20 protein-coding genes and 1 pseudogene are annotated in these 21280 nt (G+C 68.7%); 9 read left to right on the top strand and 12 right to left on the bottom strand.

The window, feature by feature from the left end:
- Positions 1-9: 9 nt before the first annotated feature.
- Positions 10-1497, bottom strand: coding sequence for a phytoene desaturase family protein (locus tag ACWEKS_RS12855; protein ID WP_452340220.1), 1488 nt, complete (start codon positions 1495-1497; stop codon positions 10-12).
- Between the two features lie 121 nt (positions 1498-1618).
- On the opposite strand from ACWEKS_RS12855, the gene ACWEKS_RS12850 reads away from it, so the two are divergent.
- Positions 1619-2185, top strand: a complete 567-nt coding sequence (locus ACWEKS_RS12850) for a PadR family transcriptional regulator (protein ID WP_354840223.1) — start codon at positions 1619-1621, stop codon at positions 2183-2185.
- A 99-nt stretch (positions 2186-2284) separates the two neighbouring features.
- Positions 2285-2911, top strand: a complete 627-nt coding sequence (locus tag ACWEKS_RS12845; RefSeq protein ID WP_452340219.1) for a TetR/AcrR family transcriptional regulator — start codon at positions 2285-2287, stop codon at positions 2909-2911.
- Positions 2912-2914: 3 nt separating this feature from the next.
- Here the strand turns inward: ACWEKS_RS12845 and ACWEKS_RS12840 are convergent, their stop codons facing one another.
- The gene (locus ACWEKS_RS12840) at positions 2915-3847 is read right to left on the bottom strand and encodes an alpha/beta fold hydrolase (protein ID WP_452340218.1); all 933 of its coding nucleotides are present in this window, start codon (positions 3845-3847) and stop codon (positions 2915-2917) included.
- A 139-nt stretch (positions 3848-3986) separates the two neighbouring features.
- Here ACWEKS_RS12840 and ACWEKS_RS12835 point away from each other — a divergent pair, with 139 nt between their 5' ends.
- Together ACWEKS_RS12835 and ACWEKS_RS12830 are read left to right on the top strand one after the other, a co-directional pair.
- On the top strand, positions 3987-4811 hold the full coding sequence (locus ACWEKS_RS12835; protein WP_452340217.1) for an SDR family oxidoreductase: 825 nt from the start codon (positions 3987-3989) through the stop codon (positions 4809-4811).
- A 15-nt stretch (positions 4812-4826) separates the two neighbouring features.
- Positions 4827-5861, top strand: a complete 1035-nt coding sequence (locus ACWEKS_RS12830; RefSeq protein WP_379440513.1) for a phosphotransferase family protein — start codon at positions 4827-4829, stop codon at positions 5859-5861.
- 31 nt (positions 5862-5892) lie between these two features.
- Here the strand turns inward: ACWEKS_RS12830 and ACWEKS_RS12825 are convergent, their stop codons facing one another.
- The gene (locus ACWEKS_RS12825) at positions 5893-7557 is read right to left on the bottom strand and encodes a bifunctional 3'-5' exonuclease/DNA polymerase (protein ID WP_452340216.1); all 1665 of its coding nucleotides are present in this window, start codon (positions 7555-7557) and stop codon (positions 5893-5895) included.
- 446 nt (positions 7558-8003) lie between these two features.
- Here ACWEKS_RS12825 and ACWEKS_RS12820 point away from each other — a divergent pair, with 446 nt between their 5' ends.
- Positions 8004-8963 (top strand): glycoside hydrolase family 6 protein, encoded by a 960-nt coding sequence (locus ACWEKS_RS12820; RefSeq protein ID WP_452340215.1) that lies wholly within the window; start codon positions 8004-8006, stop codon positions 8961-8963.
- A 3-nt stretch (positions 8964-8966) separates the two neighbouring features.
- Here the strand turns inward: ACWEKS_RS12820 and ACWEKS_RS12815 are convergent, their stop codons facing one another.
- The 3 genes from ACWEKS_RS12815 to ACWEKS_RS12805 all read right to left on the bottom strand — a co-directional run bounded on the left by ACWEKS_RS12815 (position 8967) and on the right by ACWEKS_RS12805 (position 13760).
- Positions 8967-10925, bottom strand: coding sequence for a galactose oxidase-like domain-containing protein (locus ACWEKS_RS12815; RefSeq protein ID WP_452340214.1), 1959 nt, complete (start codon positions 10923-10925; stop codon positions 8967-8969).
- Positions 10919-12703, bottom strand: coding sequence for a glycosyltransferase family 2 protein (locus ACWEKS_RS12810; protein WP_452340213.1), 1785 nt, complete (start codon positions 12701-12703; stop codon positions 10919-10921). Before ACWEKS_RS12810 ends, ACWEKS_RS12815 begins: the two co-directional genes overlap by 7 nt.
- A gap of 736 nt (positions 12704-13439) precedes the next feature.
- Positions 13440-13760: a hypothetical protein gene (locus ACWEKS_RS12805; protein WP_452340212.1), complete on the bottom strand. Its 321-nt coding sequence runs from the start codon at positions 13758-13760 to the stop codon at positions 13440-13442.
- 10 nt (positions 13761-13770) lie between these two features.
- Here ACWEKS_RS12805 and ACWEKS_RS12800 point away from each other — a divergent pair, with 10 nt between their 5' ends.
- The gene (locus ACWEKS_RS12800) at positions 13771-14103 is read left to right on the top strand and encodes a hypothetical protein (protein WP_452340211.1); all 333 of its coding nucleotides are present in this window, start codon (positions 13771-13773) and stop codon (positions 14101-14103) included.
- A 117-nt stretch (positions 14104-14220) separates the two neighbouring features.
- On the top strand, positions 14221-14973 hold the full coding sequence (locus ACWEKS_RS12795; RefSeq protein WP_452340210.1) for an SDR family oxidoreductase: 753 nt from the start codon (positions 14221-14223) through the stop codon (positions 14971-14973).
- A gap of 120 nt (positions 14974-15093) precedes the next feature.
- Here the strand turns inward: ACWEKS_RS12795 and ACWEKS_RS12790 are convergent, their stop codons facing one another.
- The 3 genes from ACWEKS_RS12790 to ACWEKS_RS12780 all read right to left on the bottom strand — a co-directional run bounded on the left by ACWEKS_RS12790 (position 15094) and on the right by ACWEKS_RS12780 (position 17399).
- The gene (locus ACWEKS_RS12790) at positions 15094-15981 is read right to left on the bottom strand and encodes an RNA polymerase sigma-70 factor (RefSeq protein WP_452340209.1); all 888 of its coding nucleotides are present in this window, start codon (positions 15979-15981) and stop codon (positions 15094-15096) included.
- 119 nt (positions 15982-16100) lie between these two features.
- Complete coding sequence (locus tag ACWEKS_RS12785; protein ID WP_452340208.1) at positions 16101-16514, bottom strand: SRPBCC family protein; 414 nt, start codon at positions 16512-16514, stop codon at positions 16101-16103.
- Between the two features lie 21 nt (positions 16515-16535).
- Entirely contained in the window at positions 16536-17399 is an 864-nt protein-coding gene (locus ACWEKS_RS12780) for a LysR family transcriptional regulator (RefSeq protein WP_452340207.1), read from the bottom strand.
- Between the two features lie 101 nt (positions 17400-17500).
- Here ACWEKS_RS12780 and ACWEKS_RS12775 point away from each other — a divergent pair, with 101 nt between their 5' ends.
- Positions 17501-18007 (top strand): nuclear transport factor 2 family protein, encoded by a 507-nt coding sequence (locus ACWEKS_RS12775; protein WP_452340206.1) that lies wholly within the window; start codon positions 17501-17503, stop codon positions 18005-18007.
- A gap of 81 nt (positions 18008-18088) precedes the next feature.
- Positions 18089-18265 (top strand): DUF6374 family protein, encoded by a 177-nt coding sequence (locus ACWEKS_RS12770; RefSeq protein WP_354840266.1) that lies wholly within the window; start codon positions 18089-18091, stop codon positions 18263-18265.
- 13 nt (positions 18266-18278) lie between these two features.
- Here ACWEKS_RS12770 and ACWEKS_RS12765 read toward each other — a convergent pair.
- The 3 genes and pseudogenes from ACWEKS_RS12765 to ACWEKS_RS12755 all read right to left on the bottom strand — a co-directional run.
- Positions 18279-19100, bottom strand: a pseudogene (locus ACWEKS_RS12765) (STM4011 family radical SAM protein); the annotation flags it as partial.
- 6 nt (positions 19101-19106) lie between these two features.
- Positions 19107-20444, bottom strand: a complete 1338-nt coding sequence (locus ACWEKS_RS12760) for an STM4012 family radical SAM protein (RefSeq protein ID WP_452340205.1) — start codon at positions 20442-20444, stop codon at positions 19107-19109.
- Positions 20441-21274, bottom strand: coding sequence for an STM4013/SEN3800 family hydrolase (locus tag ACWEKS_RS12755; protein WP_452340204.1), 834 nt, complete (start codon positions 21272-21274; stop codon positions 20441-20443). Before ACWEKS_RS12755 ends, ACWEKS_RS12760 begins: the two co-directional genes overlap by 4 nt.
- Positions 21275-21280 lie beyond the last annotated feature (6 nt).

Below are 21280 nucleotides of genomic sequence, written 5' to 3'. Positions count from 1 at the left end.
GTGCTCCGTTCAGGCGGCCTGGGTGCGCAGCAGGCGGCGCGCGACGCGGGCCCCGGCCTCGAGTGTGGGTTGGAATCCGCCCATGCCGGACCAGGACCCGGCGACATGCAGTCCGGGGACATGGGTTTCGCGTTCGCTGTTGCGGAACAGCCAGCCCTCGGTGGCGTCCTGGTCGTAGCCGTAGATGGACCCGCCCGGATGACCCAGATACCGCATCATGGTCAAAGGCGTTGCCACATCGACCTCTTCGATGGCGTCGCGGATACCCGGCGTCACCGCCTCGCACAGATCCAGCAGTGTCTCGGCGAAGGCGAACTTGGTGCGCGGGTACTCCGCCGGCGCCACGTTCTTCCAGATGTCGGCGTACTGCAACGTCATCAGGCTGACATGGGTGGTCCCCGCCGGTGCGAACCCGATGGGCGCGACATCGTAGGAGCTGACACAGATTCCGCGCGCCGGCTCGAACGACTTCCACGCCTGGTAGGTGCGATCGTCGTCGGTGTCCCGGTTGACGAACGTCGTGCTGGTGGTGAAGCCCAGCTCCGCGGGCGTCGCGTCCAGGCCCATGTGCAGCACGAACCCGGACACCCCGATCCGCCTGGTGGCCAGATCGTTTCGCACCGCAGTCGGCACCGCGATCCCGTCCAGCATGGCGTAGGTGGTGGGCAGCGAGGCATTCGACACCACCTCGGGCGCGGTCACCTCGGCCCCGTCCTCGAGCCGCACCCCGAGCACCCGCCCGCCCGCGGTGAGAATCGCCTCGACCCCGGTATTGAACCGCACCTGCCCGCCCGCCTGCAGGAACGAGTCGAGTATCGCCGCCGACATGGCCTGGGACCCGCCGCGCACATGCCACGGTTTGAACTCGAAGTAGGCGAACAGCGTCAGCGCCAGATCCTGGAACCGCAGCTCGGACGGCGGCTGGCCGAGATAGGTCCAGTACATGGCGAGCGCGACCTTGATCCGGTCATCGTCGAAGTATTCGTCGAGCACCTGCTGCAGCGGGCGCAGCCCGTACCGGAACAGCACCGGATCGATCTGCTCGGCGGGCATGCCGCGCATGGCCGCGATCTGCCAGAACGTCACCTGCTTGATCAGCTCGAAGAACCGCGCCACCCGATCCCGGCTGCCCGGGAACTCGGCGTCGAGGACGTCGATCGCCGCATCCCAGTCGGCCGGAATCGTCACGTCCAGCCGGCCGGGGACGACCGCCCGGTACAGATCATGCTCCTGCACGAACTCCAGCCGGTCCGCGATCCCCAGCTGCTGGAACAGCCCCTCGCGCAAGGAGATCGGCTGTCCCTCCACGCCCACCCCGGACAGCTGGTGCAGCGCCACCTCGAACTCGAATCGCCCGCGCCGGAACGAGGTTCCGCAGCCGCCGGGCACATTGTGCCGCTCCACCAGCAGCGTCCGCGCCCCCGCGCGCTGCAGCGTGGCCGCGGCGGTCAGTCCGGCATTGCCCGCGCCGATGACGATGGCGTCGTAGTCGTACATGCCCACCTCCGATAATCAATTAATTGAGTATGTGATTCACACCGTAGTGGCCGGAGATTGTGGTGTCTACGGGAAACTAGACAAGAAATTGAATAGTCGCCGATGGTGGTAGCCTGGGCGGATGGCGCTACGCAACGCGGTTCTGGCCACCCTGCTGGAGGGGGAGGCATCGGGCTACGACCTGGCCAAGGGCTTCGACGCCTCGGTCGCCAACTTCTGGCTGGCCACCCCGCAGCAGCTCTACAAGGAGCTCGAGCGCATGGCCGCCGAGGGTCTCATCGAGACCCGTGTGGTCGAGCAGGAGCGCCGCCCCAACAAGCGCCTGCACTCCATCACCCCGGCCGGACGGGCGGCGCTGCACGCGTTCATCGCCGAGCCCTCCAAACCGACCGCCATCCGCGACGAGATGATGGTGAAGGTCCAGGCCATGGAGGCCGAGGACGCCCCCGCGGTGCGGGCGGCCGTCGCCGAGAAACTGGAGTGGTCGAAGGCGAAACTGGCCCGCTACGAACGACTGCGCGGCCGCCTGCTGGACGGGCGCAGCGAGCAGGCCTACCTCGCCGAGGTCGACCGCATCGGCCCGTACCTGAGCCTGCTGCGCGGAATCGCCTTCGAGCAAGAGAACATTCGCTGGGCCGAGTTCGCGCTGCCGGTGATCGACCGGCGCATCGCCGCACACTCGCGGTAACCGGTCACCCGCCGTCGGGGTCGTGCCGGTTGATACGGTGTCCGCCTGGAAAGTTGTCCGCGAAACGACAGGTAGTGATCAGCGTTGGCGTCCGAATCGATGACAGGCGAGGGTGAATCCCGCCGTACCGCCCCGCCCACCCGGCGCGGTCAGCGCACGCGCGGCGCCCTCATCGCCGCCGCGCGCGAGGTCTTCGAACGCGACGGCTACCTCGACGCCAAGATCGCCGACATCTCCAAGACCGCCGGCATGGCGTCGGGCTCCTTCTACACCTATTTCGACAGCAAGGACGAGATCTTCGCGGCCCTGGTCGAACAGGTCTCGGAGGAGATGCTGCACCCGCACGTGCGCGAGCGCAGCGGGATCACCGACACCCGGGCGCTCATCGAGGCCGCCAATCGCGACTACCTGCTGTCCTACAAACGCAATGCCCGGCTGATGGCGCTGTTCGAGCAGGTCGCCCACATCGACGAGAACTTCCGCCGTCTGCGCGTCGAGCGCGGCAAGGCGTTCGCGCAGCGCAATGCCCGGATGATCCGCGGGCTGCAGGAGTCCGGGCAGGCCAGCGCCGACCTGGATCCGATGATCACCGCGCACGCGCTCTCGGCCATGGTGAGCCGCATGGCGTACATGGTTTACGTTCAGAAGCAACGGATTCCGTTCGAGAAGCTGGTGACGACGCTGACCCAGCTGTGGGTGAACGCGCTGCAGTTGCAGACCGAGTAGCGCTCAGCCGAGCCCGCGTGCGAAGTCGATCAGCGCGGCATTGACCTCGGCGGGCCGTTCCTGCTGAATCCAGTGCCCCGCGCCGTCGAGGACGATCGTGCCGCGCAGATCGCTGAGCAGCGCCGACATCTTCTGCATGGGTGTGAACCGGATGACCGGATCGGTGGATCCGGCGAGGAACAGCGACGGCTGGGCGATCTTCACGCCCTCCAGATGCGCGGTCCGCTCCCAGGTGCGGTCCAGATTGCGGTAGTAGTTGAGCCCGCCGGTGAACCCGGTGGCGGTGAAAGTCTCGACGTAGTACTCGAATTCGGGTTCGCTGAGCCACTCCGGCAGCGGCGGCTCGGGGGTGCCGGTGTCCAGGAACGTGGCGGCGCTCATGATGTCGTCCTGCAGCAGCGTGCGCCGCGGGTCCGCGGCCAGCACCGCGTCGGCGACCCCGGGTTCCTGGAACCACACCATGTAGAAATCCGCACCCAGCCGCGCGCGCATGATCGACAGCGGCGGCCCGGACGACCGCGGGGTCGCGGGGACGCTCAGCCCCGCCACCGCGCGCACCCGCTCCGGATACTCCCGGGCCATGTGCCACACCACCGACGCGCCCCAGTCGTGGCCGACGAAGATGGCGTCCTCCAGCCCATAGGCGTCGAGCAGCCCGGCCAGATCCCCGCACACCGTGAGCATGTCGTACTCCTCGACCCGCTCGGGCCGCGAGCTGCCGCCGTAGCCGCGCATATCCGGGGTGAGCGTCCGGAACCCGGCCTCGGCCAGCGCGAAAACCTGATGCCGCCACGAGAATCCGAGCTCGGGGAACCCGTGGCAGAACACCACCGGCGCCCCCGCGCCGTGCTCGACCACCCGCAGCTCGATGCCATTGGCCGCCACCTGGGCGCTGCCCAGCCGTTTCCACTCGTCCACCAGATGTGCTGTCCGCATCGGTTGTTCACCTCTCGCCGCCGGGCCGGTTGACGCCGGACGGGTCATGAACTTGAATCCGACGTAGGTTTCATATTCCATCAGCCGGCGCCTCCGATCCACCCGGGTCGGGTGCCGGCACGGGCCGTAGGGAGCACACGTGCAGGTCGCGGGTAGGAACGCCATTGTCACCGGAGGCGGTGGCGGCATCGGCGGGGCCATCGCCGCCCGGCTGGTGCGGGCCGGGGCGCGGGTCGTCGTCGCCGACCTGAACGGCGAGGCCGCCGCCGCGGTCGCGGCGACGCTGAACGCGGAGTTCCCGGGCGCGGCCGTGGCGGTCGGGGCCGATGTATCCGACACCGCCCGCATCGAGGAGCTCATCGCCCGCGCCGAGGCCGAATTCGGGCCGGTCGACCTGTATTTCGCCAATGCGGGCGTGATCGGGCCGGTCGGGCTCGGCGACGAGAAGGATTGGGAGACCACCCTCGACGTCAACCTCAATGCCCACATCCGCGCGGCGCGGCTGCTGGTCCCCGGCTGGGTGGAACGCGGCGAGGGCTACTTCGTCAGCACGGCGTCGGCGGCGGGCCTGCTGACCCAGATCGGCTCGGCCGCATACGCGGTCACCAAGCACGCGGCCGTGGGGTTCGCCGAATGGCTGTCGGTCACCTACGGCGACCAGGGCGTCCGGGTCAGCTGCCTGTGCCCGATGGGCGTGGAGACGCCGCTGCTGCGGGCGGGCGAGAACTCCGGGGACGCCATCGGCATGGCCGCCACCCGGGCGGTCACCTCGGCCGGTGCGGTGCTGACCCCCGATGCGGTGGCCGAGCTGGTCATGGCCGCGCTGGACGACGAGCGGTTCCTCATCCTGCCCCACCCGGAGGTGCTCGACATGTACCGTCGCAAGGGCGCGGACTACGACCGCTGGCTGTCGGGCATGCGGCACTATCAGGCGCGGCTGCTGGACAGCGGCGACGGCCACTGAGCATCGGGGAGACACATGAGCGACGATCAGCGGCCCGGCGAACTACCCGGCCTGGATCTCGAGCGACTCGCGGTGTGGCTGGCCGACACTCGGCCGGGCCTGGTGACCGGTCCGCTGCGCGGCCGGTTGATCGCGGGCGGGAAGTCCAATCTCACCTATGAGATCAGCGACGGCGAGTCGGCGTGGATCCTGCGGCGGCCGCCGCTGGGGCACGTGCTCGCCACCGCGCACGACATGGCCCGCGAGTACCGGGTGATCACCGCGCTCGCGGACACCGGTGTGCCGGTGCCCGCCACCTACGCACTGTGCCAGGACGACGACATCATCGGTGCGCCTTTCTATGTCATGGAACGGATCGTCGGCACGCCCTACCGGACCGCGGCCGAACTGGCGCCGCTCGGCGCCGACCGGACCCGGGTCATCGCCACCGGCCTCATCGACACGCTGGCCGCCCTGCACACCGTCGACCCGGGCGCGGTCGGGCTGGCGGACTTCGGGCGGCCGGACGGATTCCTGGAGCGGCAGGTGCGGCGCTGGAAGAAGCAGCTCGACGCCTCCTACAGCCGCGACCTGCCCGCCGCCGTCGAACTGCACGATCTGCTGGCGAAGAACCTGCCCGCGCAGTCGGCAACGGGCATCGTGCACGGCGACTACCGGCTCGACAATGTGCTCGTCGACGCCGAGGACCGGGTCGCGGCCGTAATCGACTGGGAGATGGCCACACTCGGCGATCCGCTCACCGATATCGGCCTGCTGCTGGTCTATCAGCGCATGAGCGACAGCGTCATGCCCGGGGTCAGCGATGTCGCGCTCGCGCCCGGCTATCCGGTCGAATCCGAAGTGCTGGAACGCTATTCGACGGGCACCGGCCGCGATGTGTCCGAGATCGGGTTCTATATCGCGCTGGCGTCGTTCAAGCTGGCGGTGATCAGCGAGGGCATCCACTTCCGTCACATTCACGGCCAGACCGTGGGACCCGGCTTCGAGCACATGGGCGAGGCGGTCGAGCCGCTGCTGGCCGCGGGGCTGTCCGCGCTGCGCACGCCGTAGGGGCGAAACCCGCAGCGCTGCCGGGGATTTCCTACTTCGCGTCCGCGTAGCACTCCACGATCGCGGTTGTGCAGGGGAAGCGGACCGGCGTCGGGCCGAAAGCCAGCTCTCCGGCGGTGTCCGCGGCCGCGGTGATGGCCGCCGCGACGGCGGCCGCCTCTTCCTCCGGGCAGTGCACGATGACCTCGTCGTGCTGGAAGAAGACCAGCTCGGCGCGCAGTCCCGCGGTGTGCATCGCATGGCGCAGGCCCGCCAGCACCAGCAGGGTCCAGTCGGCGGCACTGCCCTGCACGACGAAGTTCCTGGTGAAGCGACCGCGAGCCCGCGCCCTCGGGGTGGAGCCGTACCCGGTGGCGGCCCCATCCTCGGTGTCCGCCTGGTCGAATGACGTCGCGGGCGGGCAGGTGCGGCCGAACCAGGTGCGCACCAGGCGGCCCTCCTCCCCGGCGGCCGCCGCGTCGTCGACATAGGCCACCGCGTCCGGATACCGGCGGCGCAGCTCGGCCATGTGGGTGAGTGCGTCGCCCGAGGTCTGGCCGTAGATCGCGCCCAGCATGGCGACCTTGGCCTGGGCGCGGTCGCCGCCGAACGCGCGGGCCGCGAGGTCGGCGTAGAGATCCTCACCCCGGCCCGCCACCTCCATCAACCCGGGATCGCGGGAGATGGCGGCGAGCACGCGCGGCTCCATCTGATCGGCGTCGGCGACCACCAGCCGCCAGCCCGGATCGGCGCGGATCGCGCGGCGCACCACCTTCGGAATCTGGAGTGCGCCACCGCCATTGGTGGTCCAGCGGCCGGTCACCGTGCCGCCCGGCAGGTACTCGGGACGGAAGCGGCCGTCGTGCACCCACTGGTCGATCCAGGACCAGCCGTGCGCGGTGTACAGGCGGTAGAGCGACTTGTAGGCCAGCAGCGGCGCGACCGCCGGGTGGTCGATCTCCCGGAGCTCCCATTTTCTGGTGGAGGACAACGAGATTCCCGCCCGTTGGAAAGCTCGGATGATGTCCTGTGGCAGGTCCGGGCGGACCCGCGCCCCGCCGAAGGCCCGCGATACCTCCTCGGCCAGCTCCGCCATGCGCCGTGGTTCCGCGGTGCCGGAAATGCGTTCTCCGAGCATGGAATCGAGCAGTTCGCGGTGCAGGTCGGCGCGCCAGGGGATCCCGGCCCGCGACATCTCCGTGGCCACCAGCAGGCCCGCCGACTCGGCGGTGAGCAGCAGGTGCATGCGGTGCGGGTATTCCGCCGCGGCCGTGCGGGCGATCTGTCCCGCGTACACCTCCAGCAGTGCGGTGAACTCGTCGGTCCCGGATGGCAGTGGTACCGGGCCGGATTCGAACAGGGTCGGCTGGGTGTCGGCGGCCCGCGCGGGCGCGTCCTCCGGCACGGGGAGCCGATGCAGCCGGGCCCAGGCCGCCGCCAGCGAACGGGCCTGCCCGGACTGGCCCTCCTCGTGCCCGATCAACAGCGACTCGGCCGCCTCCACGTCGTAGCAGCGATCCACCCGCACGCCCGCCTCGAGCAGCCGCCGATAGGTTCCGGCGGTCGAACGCCACACCCACCGCTCGGCCTCCGGACGCGAGCGCACGGCCTCGGCCAGCGAGGACTCCTCGACCACCGGACCCGCGGGCCGACCGGCCCGATCCAGCGGGCACACCCGTGCCCCGCCGTCACCCGTCTCCGCCACCGCCCATCGCATACCGATGAGTCTCGCAGTGGGCACAGACAAGTGAGTCTGGCAGTTGGCGCAGCATGGCAGGCGAGCGGCCGGCCGCTTCCGGCGCTGGTTCCCCGGCGGTCGGTGAAGCGATCCGATATGACGCACTGCTCGTCCTTGTCGGCGAAATTGGAGTAGGACGTGCCTTTGGTCGGTCCGGCGCTGGTGCAGGTCTCCGGGATGGACGTGGCCTCGAGCCCTGCCCGGCGAGCGAACAGGTGCGGGGCGGCGTCCAGCAGTGTGGTCAGGGTGATGGCCTGTGGTCCGGTTGGTCGGGAAGCCGGTGAGGTGATCGGTAACTGGGCTGCGCCGCAGGGGAATCGGTCGAGTGCCCGGTGATGTGGGCCTACCGGCATACTGTCTGCATGCGGCGACAGCGGACGGGGCGATATCGGTCGCGCCCGCTCCGAGCGGGGATGCTGTGCGCGGTGCTGGTGCAGCTCTTCGTGACGGGGTGCGGCCGGGACACTGCCGAGCCCGCGGTGGTGGTGCCCGAGCGGAACGCTCCCGCCAGTGGGGAGTATCTGCTCGAGTCCAGCGACAAGTACTACGCGGATCTGCAGGCCACGCTGCCTGCGGTGAGCGATCCGCGAGTGCGGGCGAATCTCGAGCGGCTGATCCGGACGCCGGTCGCGGAATGGCTGCCGCACGATCTGGATGTGACGGCGGGGACGATTCGGCGGGACATCGCGCGGGGGCAGGCCAGTGATTCCATCCCGATGTTCGTCGCCTACAACATTCCGGGGCGTGACCTGCACGGCGAATCCGGCGGGGGACAGGCCGGGGCGGACTCGTACCAGCAGTGGATAGCCGGTGTCAGCGAGGCGATCGGAACGAATCCGGCGATCGTGATCCTCGAACCGGACGCGCTGGCCCACGCCACGGAGATGAACGACGCCGATCGCGCGGCCCGTTTGTCACTGCTCGGATTCGCGTATGCCGAACTGCTCCAGCACAATCCGGCCACCGCGGTGTACCTCGATGTCGGCAACAGCACCTGGGTGGATCCCGTGCGGGTGGCGGATCTGCTGCGCGCCATCAGTCCCGGACAGCCCGTCGCCGGAATCTCGCTCAATGTGGCCAACCGGCGGCCGGAGGCCGAGATCCGGTCCTACGCGACGCGCATCGAGCAGGCCTACGGGCATCAGCTGTTCGTCATGATCGACAGCTCGGTCAACGGCGCGCCGAACACCGCCGACCTGGTCGAGTGGTGTAATCCGCAGGGGCAGCGGGTCGGAACGCTGCCGAGTACCCGCTTCGACCGGGACCTGATGATCGAGCACGCGTTCATCAAGACGCCGGGGCAATCCGACGGCCGTTGCGGTACCAGCGGGGCCCCGGCGGGCGAATTCGACCGGCAGTTGCTGCTCGATCAGCTGTCCTGGTGATCTTCAGCCCAGGTGCACCCATTTCGCCATGCTGGGCACGCCGGCGGAGTTCAGTGCGAAGAGCATGTAATAACCGGACGGGGCAATGGCCGGGTTGTCCGGAATGCTCACGGAGACACCGGAATCCGTGTGGGTCATCGGCAGGTCGACCACCCGCTCATTGGTGTCGGTGACATGCGTGATCGCCGCCGGGGCGAGCAGCCGCACGAACTTGATGTCGGCCGCGGCCGGGACCTCGGCCTGGCTGCTGCCGACGGTGTACTCGAAGGTCGCGCCGCGCCGGATCTGGTCGGGCCCGCCGGTGATCACCGGTCGCGCGACCGCCCCGCCGTCGGGCCGGTACAGGTATGGGGGCGTATAGATTTCGATGCGGCGCTCGAACTTGCCGGGCAGGGTGTTCGCCTTGTCGGCGAACAGCGGATTCGAGCCGTCGGTCATGATCTGGCCCGATGGCAGCAGCACCGCCGTGGAGTGGTAGTCGCGGCCCACGGTCGGATCGGCCATCGGATGCAGGACGCCCTGCTGATCGAGCAGAAAGGCGGCCAGGATGTCGCTGGCCCCGCGGCCGCGATAGTCGTTGGCGCCATTGGTGATGAACACGTCCCCGCTGGGCAGCGGCACCAGATTCGGGTAGCGGGTGCCCTGGGGCAGCACGGTCAGCGGCGTGAACCTGGGCTGCGCGTCGTTCAGGTCGACGATGTCGATGCGTCCGGTGGACAGCGCCGAATCGCCCACGCCGCCACCGCCGACCACGAGCAGCCGTTGCTGCTGCACCGGGCCCAGCCAGGTCGAGGAGCCGGTCTCGAGCATGTTCGGGTCACGCAGGCCGGGCACGAGCTGGAACGAATTGTCGGTCAGGTTCCAGATTCCCGGATCGCGGTGCTCCTCGGCGGGGCCCCAGCCGGTACTGGGGCCGCTGAAGAACAGGCGGCCGGGAGTGGCGGTCTGGAAGACCGCCGGATAGGTGGGGAAGATGCGGCGCAGGTCGTCGCGCTCGGTCCAGGCGCCGGTCGCGGGATCGTAGATTTCGGTCTGCCCGTCCAGGATTCGGCCCGAGCCGTCCAGCCCGGACATGACCATCACCTTGCCGTCGGGTAGCCGGGTCAGGGTCGGATACCAGCGGGCGTAACCCATACTGCCGACAGCGGTATAGGTCTCGGTCCACGGGTTGAAGACGTACGCCGCGTCGATGCCCTGGTATTCCTTCTTCTTCAGGGCCATCTCGGGAGCGAAGCCGTACAGGTTCTGCTGCTGGGCGTAGGTCAGGCCGCCGATGGTGTAGTGGTCGTTGTGATCCCAGACGCCGTCGGCGCCCGGCGCGTCGGCGGCGACGTAGACATTGCGGTCGGTCGCGGAGACCTTGTAGGTGACCGGATCCTTGGCGGCGGGCGGGACGGTGATATCGCGATCGGAGCGGTAGACCTTGCCGCTGTCCTTGCCCGTGAACGTCGTTCCCTTGGGGACGAATCCCGGATGGTCGGGATCCTCGTTGCGGATCGTCATGTATCCGCCCGCGTGCGTGAGGTTCTCGGGCAGCACCTCGTAGCTGCCGGTGCCGCCCGCGATCAGCACCGTGCCGTCGGCCAGGTAGGCGTGATCGGAGCAGAACAGGTCGGTGGGGGTGTCGATGCGCTTGGCGGTGTGGGTCTCCGGGTCGAAGATCAGCGAGTTGTAGACGCCCTTGTCGGAATTGTGGTGGTCGTTGCCGCTGCCGGCGATGAGCAGCACCTTGCCGGTGGGCAGCACGATCGAGTGAATGATATTGGCGTCGACGTCCTTCGGCAGCGTGACGACCTCCCACTTGCCGAACTGCGCCTTGTAGGTATCGGAATTGATCAGCCGATTGTGCTGGAAACGGTGGTAGAGCGCCGCCACCGTGGCGGTGGTGGCGATGGCGAGGGTGCCGACCACCACGGCGGTGACCACCCAGCGGACGAACCGGGTCGGTGTCTTCTTCAGCACGCCCGCTCCTCCTCCGCGATCTCGACGAGCTCGAATTCGGTGGTGTCAGCGGGTCTCCGGCCTGCGGACCAGGCCAGCCAGAGCGGGTTCAGCTGCCACACCAGCATGGGTGCGGCCGAGATCAGTGCGCCGAACAGTGGCCACATCATGGTGGCGGGGGCCGCGTAGCCGCGCACGGTGGTGAGGACCGCCACGGTGACGTAGAAGACGAGCCACATGAGATTGAGCCGGAAGGTGAACCAGCTGTCGCCGCGCGACTTCGAACCCTTCGGGGTGACGTCGAAGCCGACCGGACGCCGAAGCAGGCACTTGATCAGCGAATTGGCGTACACGGGCGCGGTGATGACGCTCATGAACATGCCGTAGACGCCCCAGGAATTGGTCGTCTCGTAGGGGCTCACATTGTGCCGCCGGACCCAGGTGTACAGCGTCATCTGGCTCACCGACGCCCAGCCGTAGAACAGGAACCAGCTGCCCGGCGACACCACCGCGCCGCTCACCCCGAACCAGCTGAAGATCGCCACATTGGCCGCGCCCAGTAGCCACACCGTTCCCATGACCGGGTAGAAGGCCATGAGCAGCAGGTAGTGCACCACGCGCGCCGGGGTGCGCCACATGCCCAGCATCTGGAGGACGAACGGACCGAACAGCATGTGCTCGATGGCGCCGCGCGCCCAGCGGTTCTGCTGCTTGTAGAAGTCGCCCCAGGACGCCGGGCCCTCGCCGTGCGCCAGCAGGTCCGGGGTGTACACGCCCTTCCAGCTGTGGCCGGTGGCCGGATTGCGTTGCGGCAGAATGGCGAAACTCGTCGCCATATCCTCGGTGATGGACGGCTGGATGCCGCCGATACCGGTGAGGACGCTCATCCGGAGGGCGTAGCTGGTGCCCACCAGCATGGGTGCGCCGTGTGCGTTGGCGGCAGTTTGAATGAGGCTGTGGAAAACGAATTGCTGGCTCTCGGCCAGTTTCGCCACGACATTGTCGGTGGCATTGGCATACGCCTGCGGGCCCGCCACATACGCCACATCCGGGTCATTGAAATAACCCAGCATCCTTTCCCCGAATTCGGGCATGGGTTTGTGATCGGGGTCGATGCCCATGACCACGTCGTAGCGCGGGAGATCGGGGTCCGCGCGGATCATGTCGAGGCCGGCATTGATATTGCCGAATTTGGTGCGGGTCTCGAACGGGCCCTTCTTCTGGTGGTATTCGGGTTTGCCGCCGCGGGTCACATAGCGCACCCGATTGCCGTGTCGGCGATCCACCTCGGCCACCAGCTCGCGCACCCGGCCCGGCTGGTCCGGATCGCCCTCGTCCAGCACGTAGATGTCGAAGACGCCGGGGTGCCGATGCCGGATCTCCTTGGCCGCCACCAGGGTTCGCTCCAGGACGGCGATGTCCTCGCTGCGGGGGACGAAGGTGATGAGCAGGGCGACGTTCAGGCCCGGGCGGGCGCGGATCGGCACCGGTTTGCGAGCCCGCGCGGTGGTCAGCGACATGGCCATCACGAGGGCGAAGCGAATCACCTCGACGGTGACCACCAGGGTCACCATGATGATCGCGATCGTCCCGAACTGCTCGTACTTGTCGGTCGCGCCGAGACCGTTGTCGACCAGCCATAGTACGTACCCACCGCCCAGTCCGGTCGAGACGAGCGATAGCGCCACGGTCAGCAGCCGCCGCCGGCTGCCCTCCAGATATCGGAACGACACGGTTTCGCCGACACCGTCGAGGATCTCCCCGGTGACGGTGGCCTTGGCGACCCGCGCGTCGACCAAATCCTGTGCAGTGTACGATTTTTCGGTAGTGTGCTCGGTGGGGTGTCGGCGTGGGCCGTACGCACCCGAAAAAACCACGGACAGCAACGTATTCCCCCAGGTGAAGCGGGCTCCGCAGAACTCTCGTTCAACGCCGAACGCTCACGCCAGAGATTAGCAGAGCGCGTACTCGTATGCTGATCGATCTGTCTGGGCCACAAAGGTTTCCAGGGCTATCGAACGCTTGGTATGCACGATCGGCCCCATTGCCTACCCCGTGCGCTGGGATATTCGGTGTCGCCCGGTGTTCTGTTTCACTCCCATCCTCGGTCCGGATGAGTGCGGACCGGTCGGATTGAAACTGCGGGCACGGGAGGCCGAAATGAGTTCCGGGGATGGCGATATCGCGGCGCGCTGGTCTGTGGTGACCAGTTCTCGACGCGGACTGGATCCGCGGGAATGGGCCTACGCCAATATCGAGACGCGGTCGGAATCGTTTCGGCGGCGGGGAATTTCGTTCGACTGGCACCGCAGGCCGCGGTCGAATGGCTGGCTCGCGTCTCGCGCTCGGTGACCGAAATCGATTCCGCGACTGCGGTATCCGGTCAGCGTGGCCCTGGCCGGCCGCATAACAAGATCAGGGAGCTCTCGGCGTGGAATTTGTCCACTTCCCCGCGGTGAGAACTCCCTGATCTTGAGTCCTGCTGGTGCTACTTGTCGGGGATAACGAAGACGACCAGGTGATATTGAGTGGGGGTTACGTCGTGGGGGAGGTGTGGGTGGGGTAGGTGTGGGAGTCGGTGGTGTATTCGGCGTGGCCGTAGGTGGCGAGGCGCTTTTTGACGATGCGGGTGGTGTAGGCGTCGGCGGCTCGGCGGAGGGTGGGGCGGGTGGTGAGGGCGGACATGAGGAGGAAGCGGAGGGTGATGAAGGGGGCGGTCAGGGCTACTCGGGCGATGTCGGCGGGGGTGAGGGTGACGCTCATGGCGGCGGCGGCTTTGCGGTCGCCGCCGCGGAAGGCGACGAAGAAGACTCGGCTCCAGCTCTTTTCGACGGAGGCCGGGGAGTCGCAGGACACCGACCCCTTCGTGCGTGCCTTCTCCGGTGCGATCCGCGCGATCGACTCCCATCCCGCGACCTGGCGGCTGTTCCTGTTCCCGCCCGAGGGCGCGCCACCGGTGCTGTACCAGCGGCTGGCCCGATCGCAGGAGACTGTGCGGGGATTCCTGGAACAGGAACTGGTGGAAGCCTTTCCCGATCTTCCCGATCCCGAGTACTCCGCCCGGATCGTGCACGCGGCGGGCCGGGAGCTGCTGCTGCTGCGGCTGTCCGATCCGGAACATGCCACGATCGAACGGCTCGTGGCGCTGGTGCGGCATCTGCGGGCCACCGTCCTCGCCGCGGGCAAACCCGCCGACTGACAGCGGTCGGCATGACGAAGTCCGGGCGCCGAATGTTCCGGTGTCCGGAACATATACGGGTTGCGTGACGCGATGGTGTCGCCGAGTGGCCGCGCCGGTCGAATACGCTCGGCGTTCGTGACCACATCGAAGATCGTTCTTGTCACCGGTGCCGGGACCGGGTTGGGCCGCACCATGACCCATGCGCTGACCGCGGCCGGACATCGGGTCGTGGCGGTCGGGCGCACGGCGGCCACCCTGGACGAGGTCGTCGCTTCGGCACCCGGGCCGGGCAGCGTGACGGCCGTGCCCGCCGATGTCACCGAGCCGACGGCGGTGGACGCGGTGTTCGCGCACATCGCACAGCGGTGGGGGCGGCTGGATGTGCTGATCAACAATGCCGGGATCTTCGGGCCCACGCTGCCGATCGACGAGGTGCCGGTAGCGGACTGGAAACAGGTCGTCGACATCAACCTGACCGGATCGTTCCTGTGCGCGCAGGCCGCATTCCGGCTCATGCGGACGCAGACGCCGCAGGGCGGACGGATCATCAACAACGGGTCGATCTCCGCGCATACCCCGCGGCCGAATACCGTCGCCTACGCGGCCAGCAAGCACGGCATCACCGGGCTCACCAAGGCGCTGGCGCTGGAGGGACGCGCGCACAATATCGCCGCGGGACAGATCGATATCGGCAATGCCGCAACCGAACTCACGGCCGGGATCGCGGCGGGGTCGCTGCAGGCGGACGGGAGCATCCGTCCGGAGCCGACGATCGATGCCTCGCACGTGGCCCGGCTGGTGGTCCAGACCGTCGAGCTGCCGCTCGAGGTGAACGTGCCGTTCCTGACCGTGATGGCGACGGGCATGCCCTACATCGGGCGCGGCTGACCGTCGGCGGCGCGTGGCATCACAAGGCGTGCAACAGCATTCGGAGACCCGCCCATGCAGCACGGCCACCCCGTGCGCACCCACCCGACGTACCTGAACGGCCCTGCCGCGTAGCCGGATTCACCGGCTGAGGCTGGTCTCCTGCGTCATGCGCGAGAGTTTCTCCGGGTTGCGCACCGAGTAGAACCCGGTGATGAGACCGTTGTCGATGCGGATCGCCAGGACGGTGTCCACCTCGTCGTCGACCCGGAAGACCAGCGCCGGATGACCGTTGACCATGGCCGGCTCGATCTTCATACCCGCGGCGACGGTCCTCCAGCCCACGCTGAACAGCCGCGCCACGTGATCCGCGCCCGTAATCGGCCGCGGCAGTGCCTGTTTGATCCCGCCGCCGTCACCCAGCGCGACCACGTCGGGGGCCAGCAGATCGAGCAACCCCTGCAGGTCGCCGGTATTGAGCGCGCGCTGGAAGGCTTCGAGCACATCGCGGGTCTGGGCCGCGGACACCGCCTCGCGCGGACGCCGCGACGCGACATGCGAGCGGGCGCGATGCGCGATCTGGCGTACCGCGGCCGAGGTCTTGTCGACGGCCTCGGCGATCTCGTCGTAGGGCAGGTCGAACACCTCGCGCAGCACGAACACCGCCCGCTCGGTCGGCGTGAGCGTCTCGAGCACCAGCAGCATGGCCATCGAAACACTCTCGGCCAGCTCGACATCCTCGGCCACATCGGGCGCGGTCAGCAGCGGCTCCGGCAGCCACTGACCGACATAGGACTCCTTGCGGCGGCCCAGCGTGCGCAGCCGCACCAGCGCCTGCCGCGTCGTGATCCGCACCAGATAGGCGCGCTGATCCAGCACGGTGTCCAGGTCGACGCCGGTCCAGCGCAGCCAGGTCTCCTGCAGCACGTCCTCGGCGTCGGCCGCCGAGCCGAGCATCTCGTAGGCAACGGTGAACAGCAGATTCCGATGCGCGACGAACGCCTCGGTCGCGGCCGTGGTCCCGGTCATGGGTGGCTCCTGTCCTCACTCTCGACCCGTGTCAGTCCACAAGACACCGGGCGCGGGCGATCTGTGACACCGAGACCCTAATTGATCTTGGATTGCCCGGTGAGCGGTCCCGGAACACGTCACCTGGGTTCGGCGGAGGCTTCGATGGCCTGCTTCATCTCGGCGATGCCGTACTGCGTGCGAATCCGTACCTCGGGGGCGGCGGAATCGGGGAGCAGATCGGTGGTCCAGATCAGGCGCGCGTGGTCGGCGTGGGCGCGGACTTCGAAGCAGGCATGGTGGTAGTCCAGCCGGGGGCGGGCGCCCTCGGCCACGGAGTAGACCAGCCGACGGGTGTCGTCGTCGACGCTGATGATGAGTTCCCGGATGACGTGACCGTCGGGGAAGGTGAGGAACCGGTGGACACCTTCGATCCGGGTGCCGGCCACCCGCCCGGGGAGCAGGCGTTCGTGGACGGCGCCGATATCGCGGATCACCTCCCAAACATGGTGCGGCAAGGCGTTGATCGCGATCTCGTGGCGGATGGAGGCCATGGTCGGGTGGGTTCCTTTCGGCTACTTCATGAACGATTCCGCGGCGGCGGCGAACGCGCGGACGCGGGCGGTGTCGCGGCCCGCGGGCCATATCAGGCCCCACGTCACCGTCGGCGCGTCACGCAGCGGCACGTAGGTGACATCGGGGCGCGCGTGATAGCGCAGGGCGTGGGCGCCGAGGGCCAGCACGCCCTGTCCGGTTCCGGCCAGCGTCAACGCTTCCTGCATCGTGGCCGCGACCGGGCCGGATTGTGCTGTGGCCGTGGGGATTTCCGCCCCCGCGAGCCGGATGACCGTGACCTTGTCGAGTTCGCTGACCGGTATCGAGGTTCGGCCGGCCCACGGGTGGGACGCGGCGACGGCGAGGACGCGGGCCTCGCTGACCAGCACCGGTCCCCGTTCGAGGTCCGGTGCCGGCTCGTCCGGAAACGCGCACAGCGCCAGATCGATGTCCCCGGCGCGCAGCCGGTCCGGGATCTCGGCGGGCTGCGCCTCTCGTATCCGCACCTCGCAGTCGGGAATTCGGCGCTGGAACTCGGCGGTGGCGCCGACCAGCAACTGGGCGGCGGCCGGGCCGACGAAGCCGACCCGGAGCACGCCGGTCAGGCCGCGCCCGGCGTCGATGGCGTGCCGCACCGCGGCGGCGACGTCCTCCCATGCCGGGCGCAGCTCCCGGACCAATTGCCTTCCCACCGGCGTGAGTTCGACGCGTCGGCTGGTCCGGTCGAACAGTGGCACGCCGACGCGGCGCTCCAGTTTGCTCACGGTCTGGCTCACCCGGGCGGTCGAGACGCGCAGCCGCTCGGCCGTCCGGCCGAAATGCAGTTCCTCGGCCAGCGCCAGCAGGGTCTCCACCTCGTACCGCTCGATCACCGGCCATCCCATCGTTAAGTCCTGCCTAACGATCCTTGTCGAAAGCGGCATTGTTCGCCAATTGCACTGGCAGCAGAGTGAAACCAACAGATCGACCGACCCGGGAGCACTCAATGAGCACCATGCACCAGGCCCTGTCCGCACCTTCGACCGACATCGCCGCGGTCGGCGCGGAACTGCGTGACCGCGCCGAAATCACCGACGCCCTCTACCGTTTCGGGCTGGGGCAGGACACCAAGGACCGTGACCTGTTCGCCTCGGCCTTCACCGCCGACGCCGAACTCGACTTCCGCCCGGCCGCCTCGCGCTGGGGCGGCGCACCGCCGGTGATGGCCGGCCGCGACACCATCGTCACCACCATCCTGGCCATGTTCACCGGACGGGTGAACACCACTCATCAGGTCACCAACCCCCGCATCACCATCGACGGCGACACCGCCCGGATGACCGCCCTGGTCGAAGCCCAGCACCTGCTGGTCGCCGACCCCAGCGTCCACGCCCTGTTGAAGAACCCCTACGACCTCGAACTCCAGCGCGAGGGCGACCGCTGGCTCATCCGCCGCATGCGCATCGACAACACCTGGTACACCGGGGATCCCACAGCCATCTTCGGAGGATGACAGTTGCCGCTCCAGGGGAGTCGCGCGCGATCGAACCGGCGTACTCGAACAAACGTTCTACTCGAGGTATCGTTCCGGGCCATGCCGGAACTCTCACGACGCGACTGGGCGACGATGAACCTCAAAGAGGTGCAGCGGCAATTGCTGAAGGCGGCGTCGTTCGGGAAGGTGTTGTCGCCGGAGCAATTGGAGAACGCTGCGGGGAAGATCGGGGAGGGGTTGCGGATCTTTCTGGAGGAGATGGATCGGCCCAGGTAGCGGGGATGCGCTCGAGGACGCCGCCGGCGAAGACGTCGTAGAGGGGCAGCGTTTCGAGGTGGACGTAGCCGATGTGGCAGCCGCAGGCCGACAGCGGGCACGGGCGGGGGAGCAGCGCGGCGCGGTAGCTGCCGTCGTAGAGGTTGCCCAGTTCGGTGCGGACGAAATGGCAGCGGCGGACCGTGCCGTCGCCATCGACCGAGATGACGGATTCGCCGGTGCGGCAGGGGAGTCCGGCGGCGGGGTGGGGGTGCCGGCTGTAGGGAAACAGGGGGTCGAGAGCGGTCCAGGCGGCGGCATCCGCGTCGGAGAGTTCATGGCCCTCGGGGGCATTGACCCACAGGTAGACGTGCGCGGGCAGGTCGGCGCGCAGGCGCCGGGCGTCGGGGAGATGCTCGGGAAAGCCGACGATGCCGACGCTGAAACGGATACCGCGCCGGTCCAGGTCGGCGCATTTCGCGGCGAAGCGGTCGTAGGGGGTCTGGCCGGGGTGGTAGGTGCACCACAGGGCGACGGTGTCCGGATCGGCGTCGGCCAGCCAGTCGGTGCGGCAGCTGAGATTGGTCTGGATGGCGACTCGCGCGACATTCGGCAGCCGGGACAGGTCGACGAGCGCGCGCCGGTACCAGGAGCGGACCAGGCCCTCACCCCAGGGCGTGACCAGGATCGACAACCGGTCCCCGTGCTGATCGGCGGCCCATGCGGTGAAGCGTTCGAGCGCGGCCCGGTCGGCGCGCAGCTGCTCGCGACTGTCGCGGCGCTTGGCGAACGGGCAGTAGGGGCAGTCGTAATCGCAGGAGGACAGCGGTCCGCGGTAGAGAATCGTGAGATCCACGGCGGCTCACCGGGGTTCGTAGGCGGCCATGGCGGCGTGCACCGTGGGCGAGAACAGTCGCGGGCCCAGGGCATCGGAGTAGGCCAGGCCCGCGGGCGTCAGGCGTAGTAGCTCCGGGCCGGAATCGGGGTCCAGCCAACCCGATTCGGCGAACTCGGCGAGCTCGGCCGGGTAGTGGTCGGCGGGCTCGCCGCCGAATCGCTCCCGGTAGGCGGCGACCGCCATCCCCTCGGCCTGCAACAGCGATCGCAGCAGGTGGCGTCGGCGGGCCTCGTCGGTGTCGATCCGGCGGCCGACCTCGGCGCGCGTGAAATCGGTTGTCCGCGTGTAGGTGTCGATGATGCCGCGGACCTCGCGGGTCGCCACCGCGTAGTCGAAGGAATAGTGCAGCCCCGACGTGTAGGACCGGGCACCGCAGCCCAGGCCGATCATCCCGTCGGTCTGGCAGGCGTAATCGTCCGGGCCGGCAGCCGGTGCGTCGATCCGCCGGAACATGCGCATCGACCGCTGCTCGTAGCCGTTCGCCAGCAGTTGGTCGCGGCCAATCGCGTACAGCCGCAGCCGCTGCTCGTCCCAGTCCGCGTCGGCGTCCGCACCGAGCCGCCCGAGTCCGGTCAACGGCCGGACATACAGCGGGTACAGGTACAGCTCCTCCGGCCGCCAGGCCAGCGCCGCGTCCAGCGAGGTCTGCCAGGTCGCTTCGGTCTGCCCCTCGATGCCGTAGATCAGATCGATGTTCAGCACCGGAATCCGCGCCGCCCGAATCGCTTCGAGAGCCGCCTCGACCTCACCGCGCCGCTGCGGTCGCACCGCGGCCCGCGCCTCGGCGTCGACGAAACTCTGCACACCGATGCTCACCCGGGTCGCGCCGCGCCGCGCCAGCACGGCCAGCCGGTCCGGGGTCGCGGTCCCGGGCGAGGTCTCCACCGACAGCGGAATCGCCGGCAGCTCCGCGCCCATCACCGATTCCATGGTGTCGCACAGCCGTTCCAGCTCACCGGCGGTCAAGAACGTCGGCGTCCCGCCGCCGAAGGCCGCGGCCGCGAATCGCACGGGTCCGTCGCCCAGCGCGGCCCGCACCGCCCGGGCCTGCCGCTCCAGCGCGTCGAGATACCGCGTGGTGAGCTCCTCCGGCGCGCCCACCCGGGTGAACAGATTGCAGAAGCCACACCGGTATTCGCAGAACGGAATGTGCGCGTACAGCGACAGCGCGTCCTTCGGTTCCGCCGCCCACAGCTCGCTCAGCAGCGGACGATCCGCATCGAGCGGCCGGTACGCCGTCTTGTGCGGATAGCCGTAGACGTAGCTCTGATACGGCCGCGGCCGGGTGGCAATCGTGGTCATGCGGATCTCTCCAGGAAGAACTGAGCGTAGGGCACCGTCCACACCGCCTCGTGGCCGAGCCGATGCCCGGTGAAACCGCCGTCCCCGTAGGCGGTTCCGTGATCGGAGCACACGATGGCGAAGCAGCGGCGGCGGCCGGCGGCCGCGGCGAACAGGCGGCCGATGTGCCGGTCCACGTATTCCAGTGCGGCGGCGTGGGTCTCACGCGAGTCGCCCGCCTCCCGCGTCGCGCCCGGGAGATGGAACCAGTTGGGCTGGTGCAGCGCCGACACATTCACGAACAGGAACAGCTGCCGCTCCGCGGGCAGTGCCGCGATCACCTCCTCGGCGCGGGCGACCTGCGCTTCGAAGGAGGTCGGCGAGGCCACCGAGAAGTCGCTGTCCCAGTGGCTCTCCTCGAACAGCCCGGGCAGTACCGAACCCATCGGCCCGCGCTTGTTGAAGAACCCGACACCGCCGATGCACACCGTGTGATATCCGCGCCCGGCCAGCGCCGACACGAAATCCGGTGTGTCGTAGACGAAGGTGCGCCCGGCCGTGGTCTCGCTGCCCTCGAATCGCGCGGCGAACAGCCGCGGATGCGGGCCCGGCGTCGCCGGCGTGGGCAGGAATCCGGCGAAGATGGCCTGATGCGAGGCATAGGTGAAACTGCCCGGCGCATGCCGCTTCTCCCAGCGGCCGCCCGGTAGATGCCGGGCCAGATTCGGCAGTCGTCCGGCGGCGGCCAGTTCGACCGCCACATCGAACCGCAGCGTGTCGAGGGTGACCAGCAGCAGGTCGTCGCGGCCGATCACCTCGTTCATATCCGGGTCCGGCGCAGGGGTTTCCACGCTCGG

This window comes from Nocardia sp. NPDC004711, from assembly GCF_053601595.1.
Note: the sequence above shows the minus strand (reverse complement) of the source record. Positions and strands in the feature narration are given on the sequence as shown.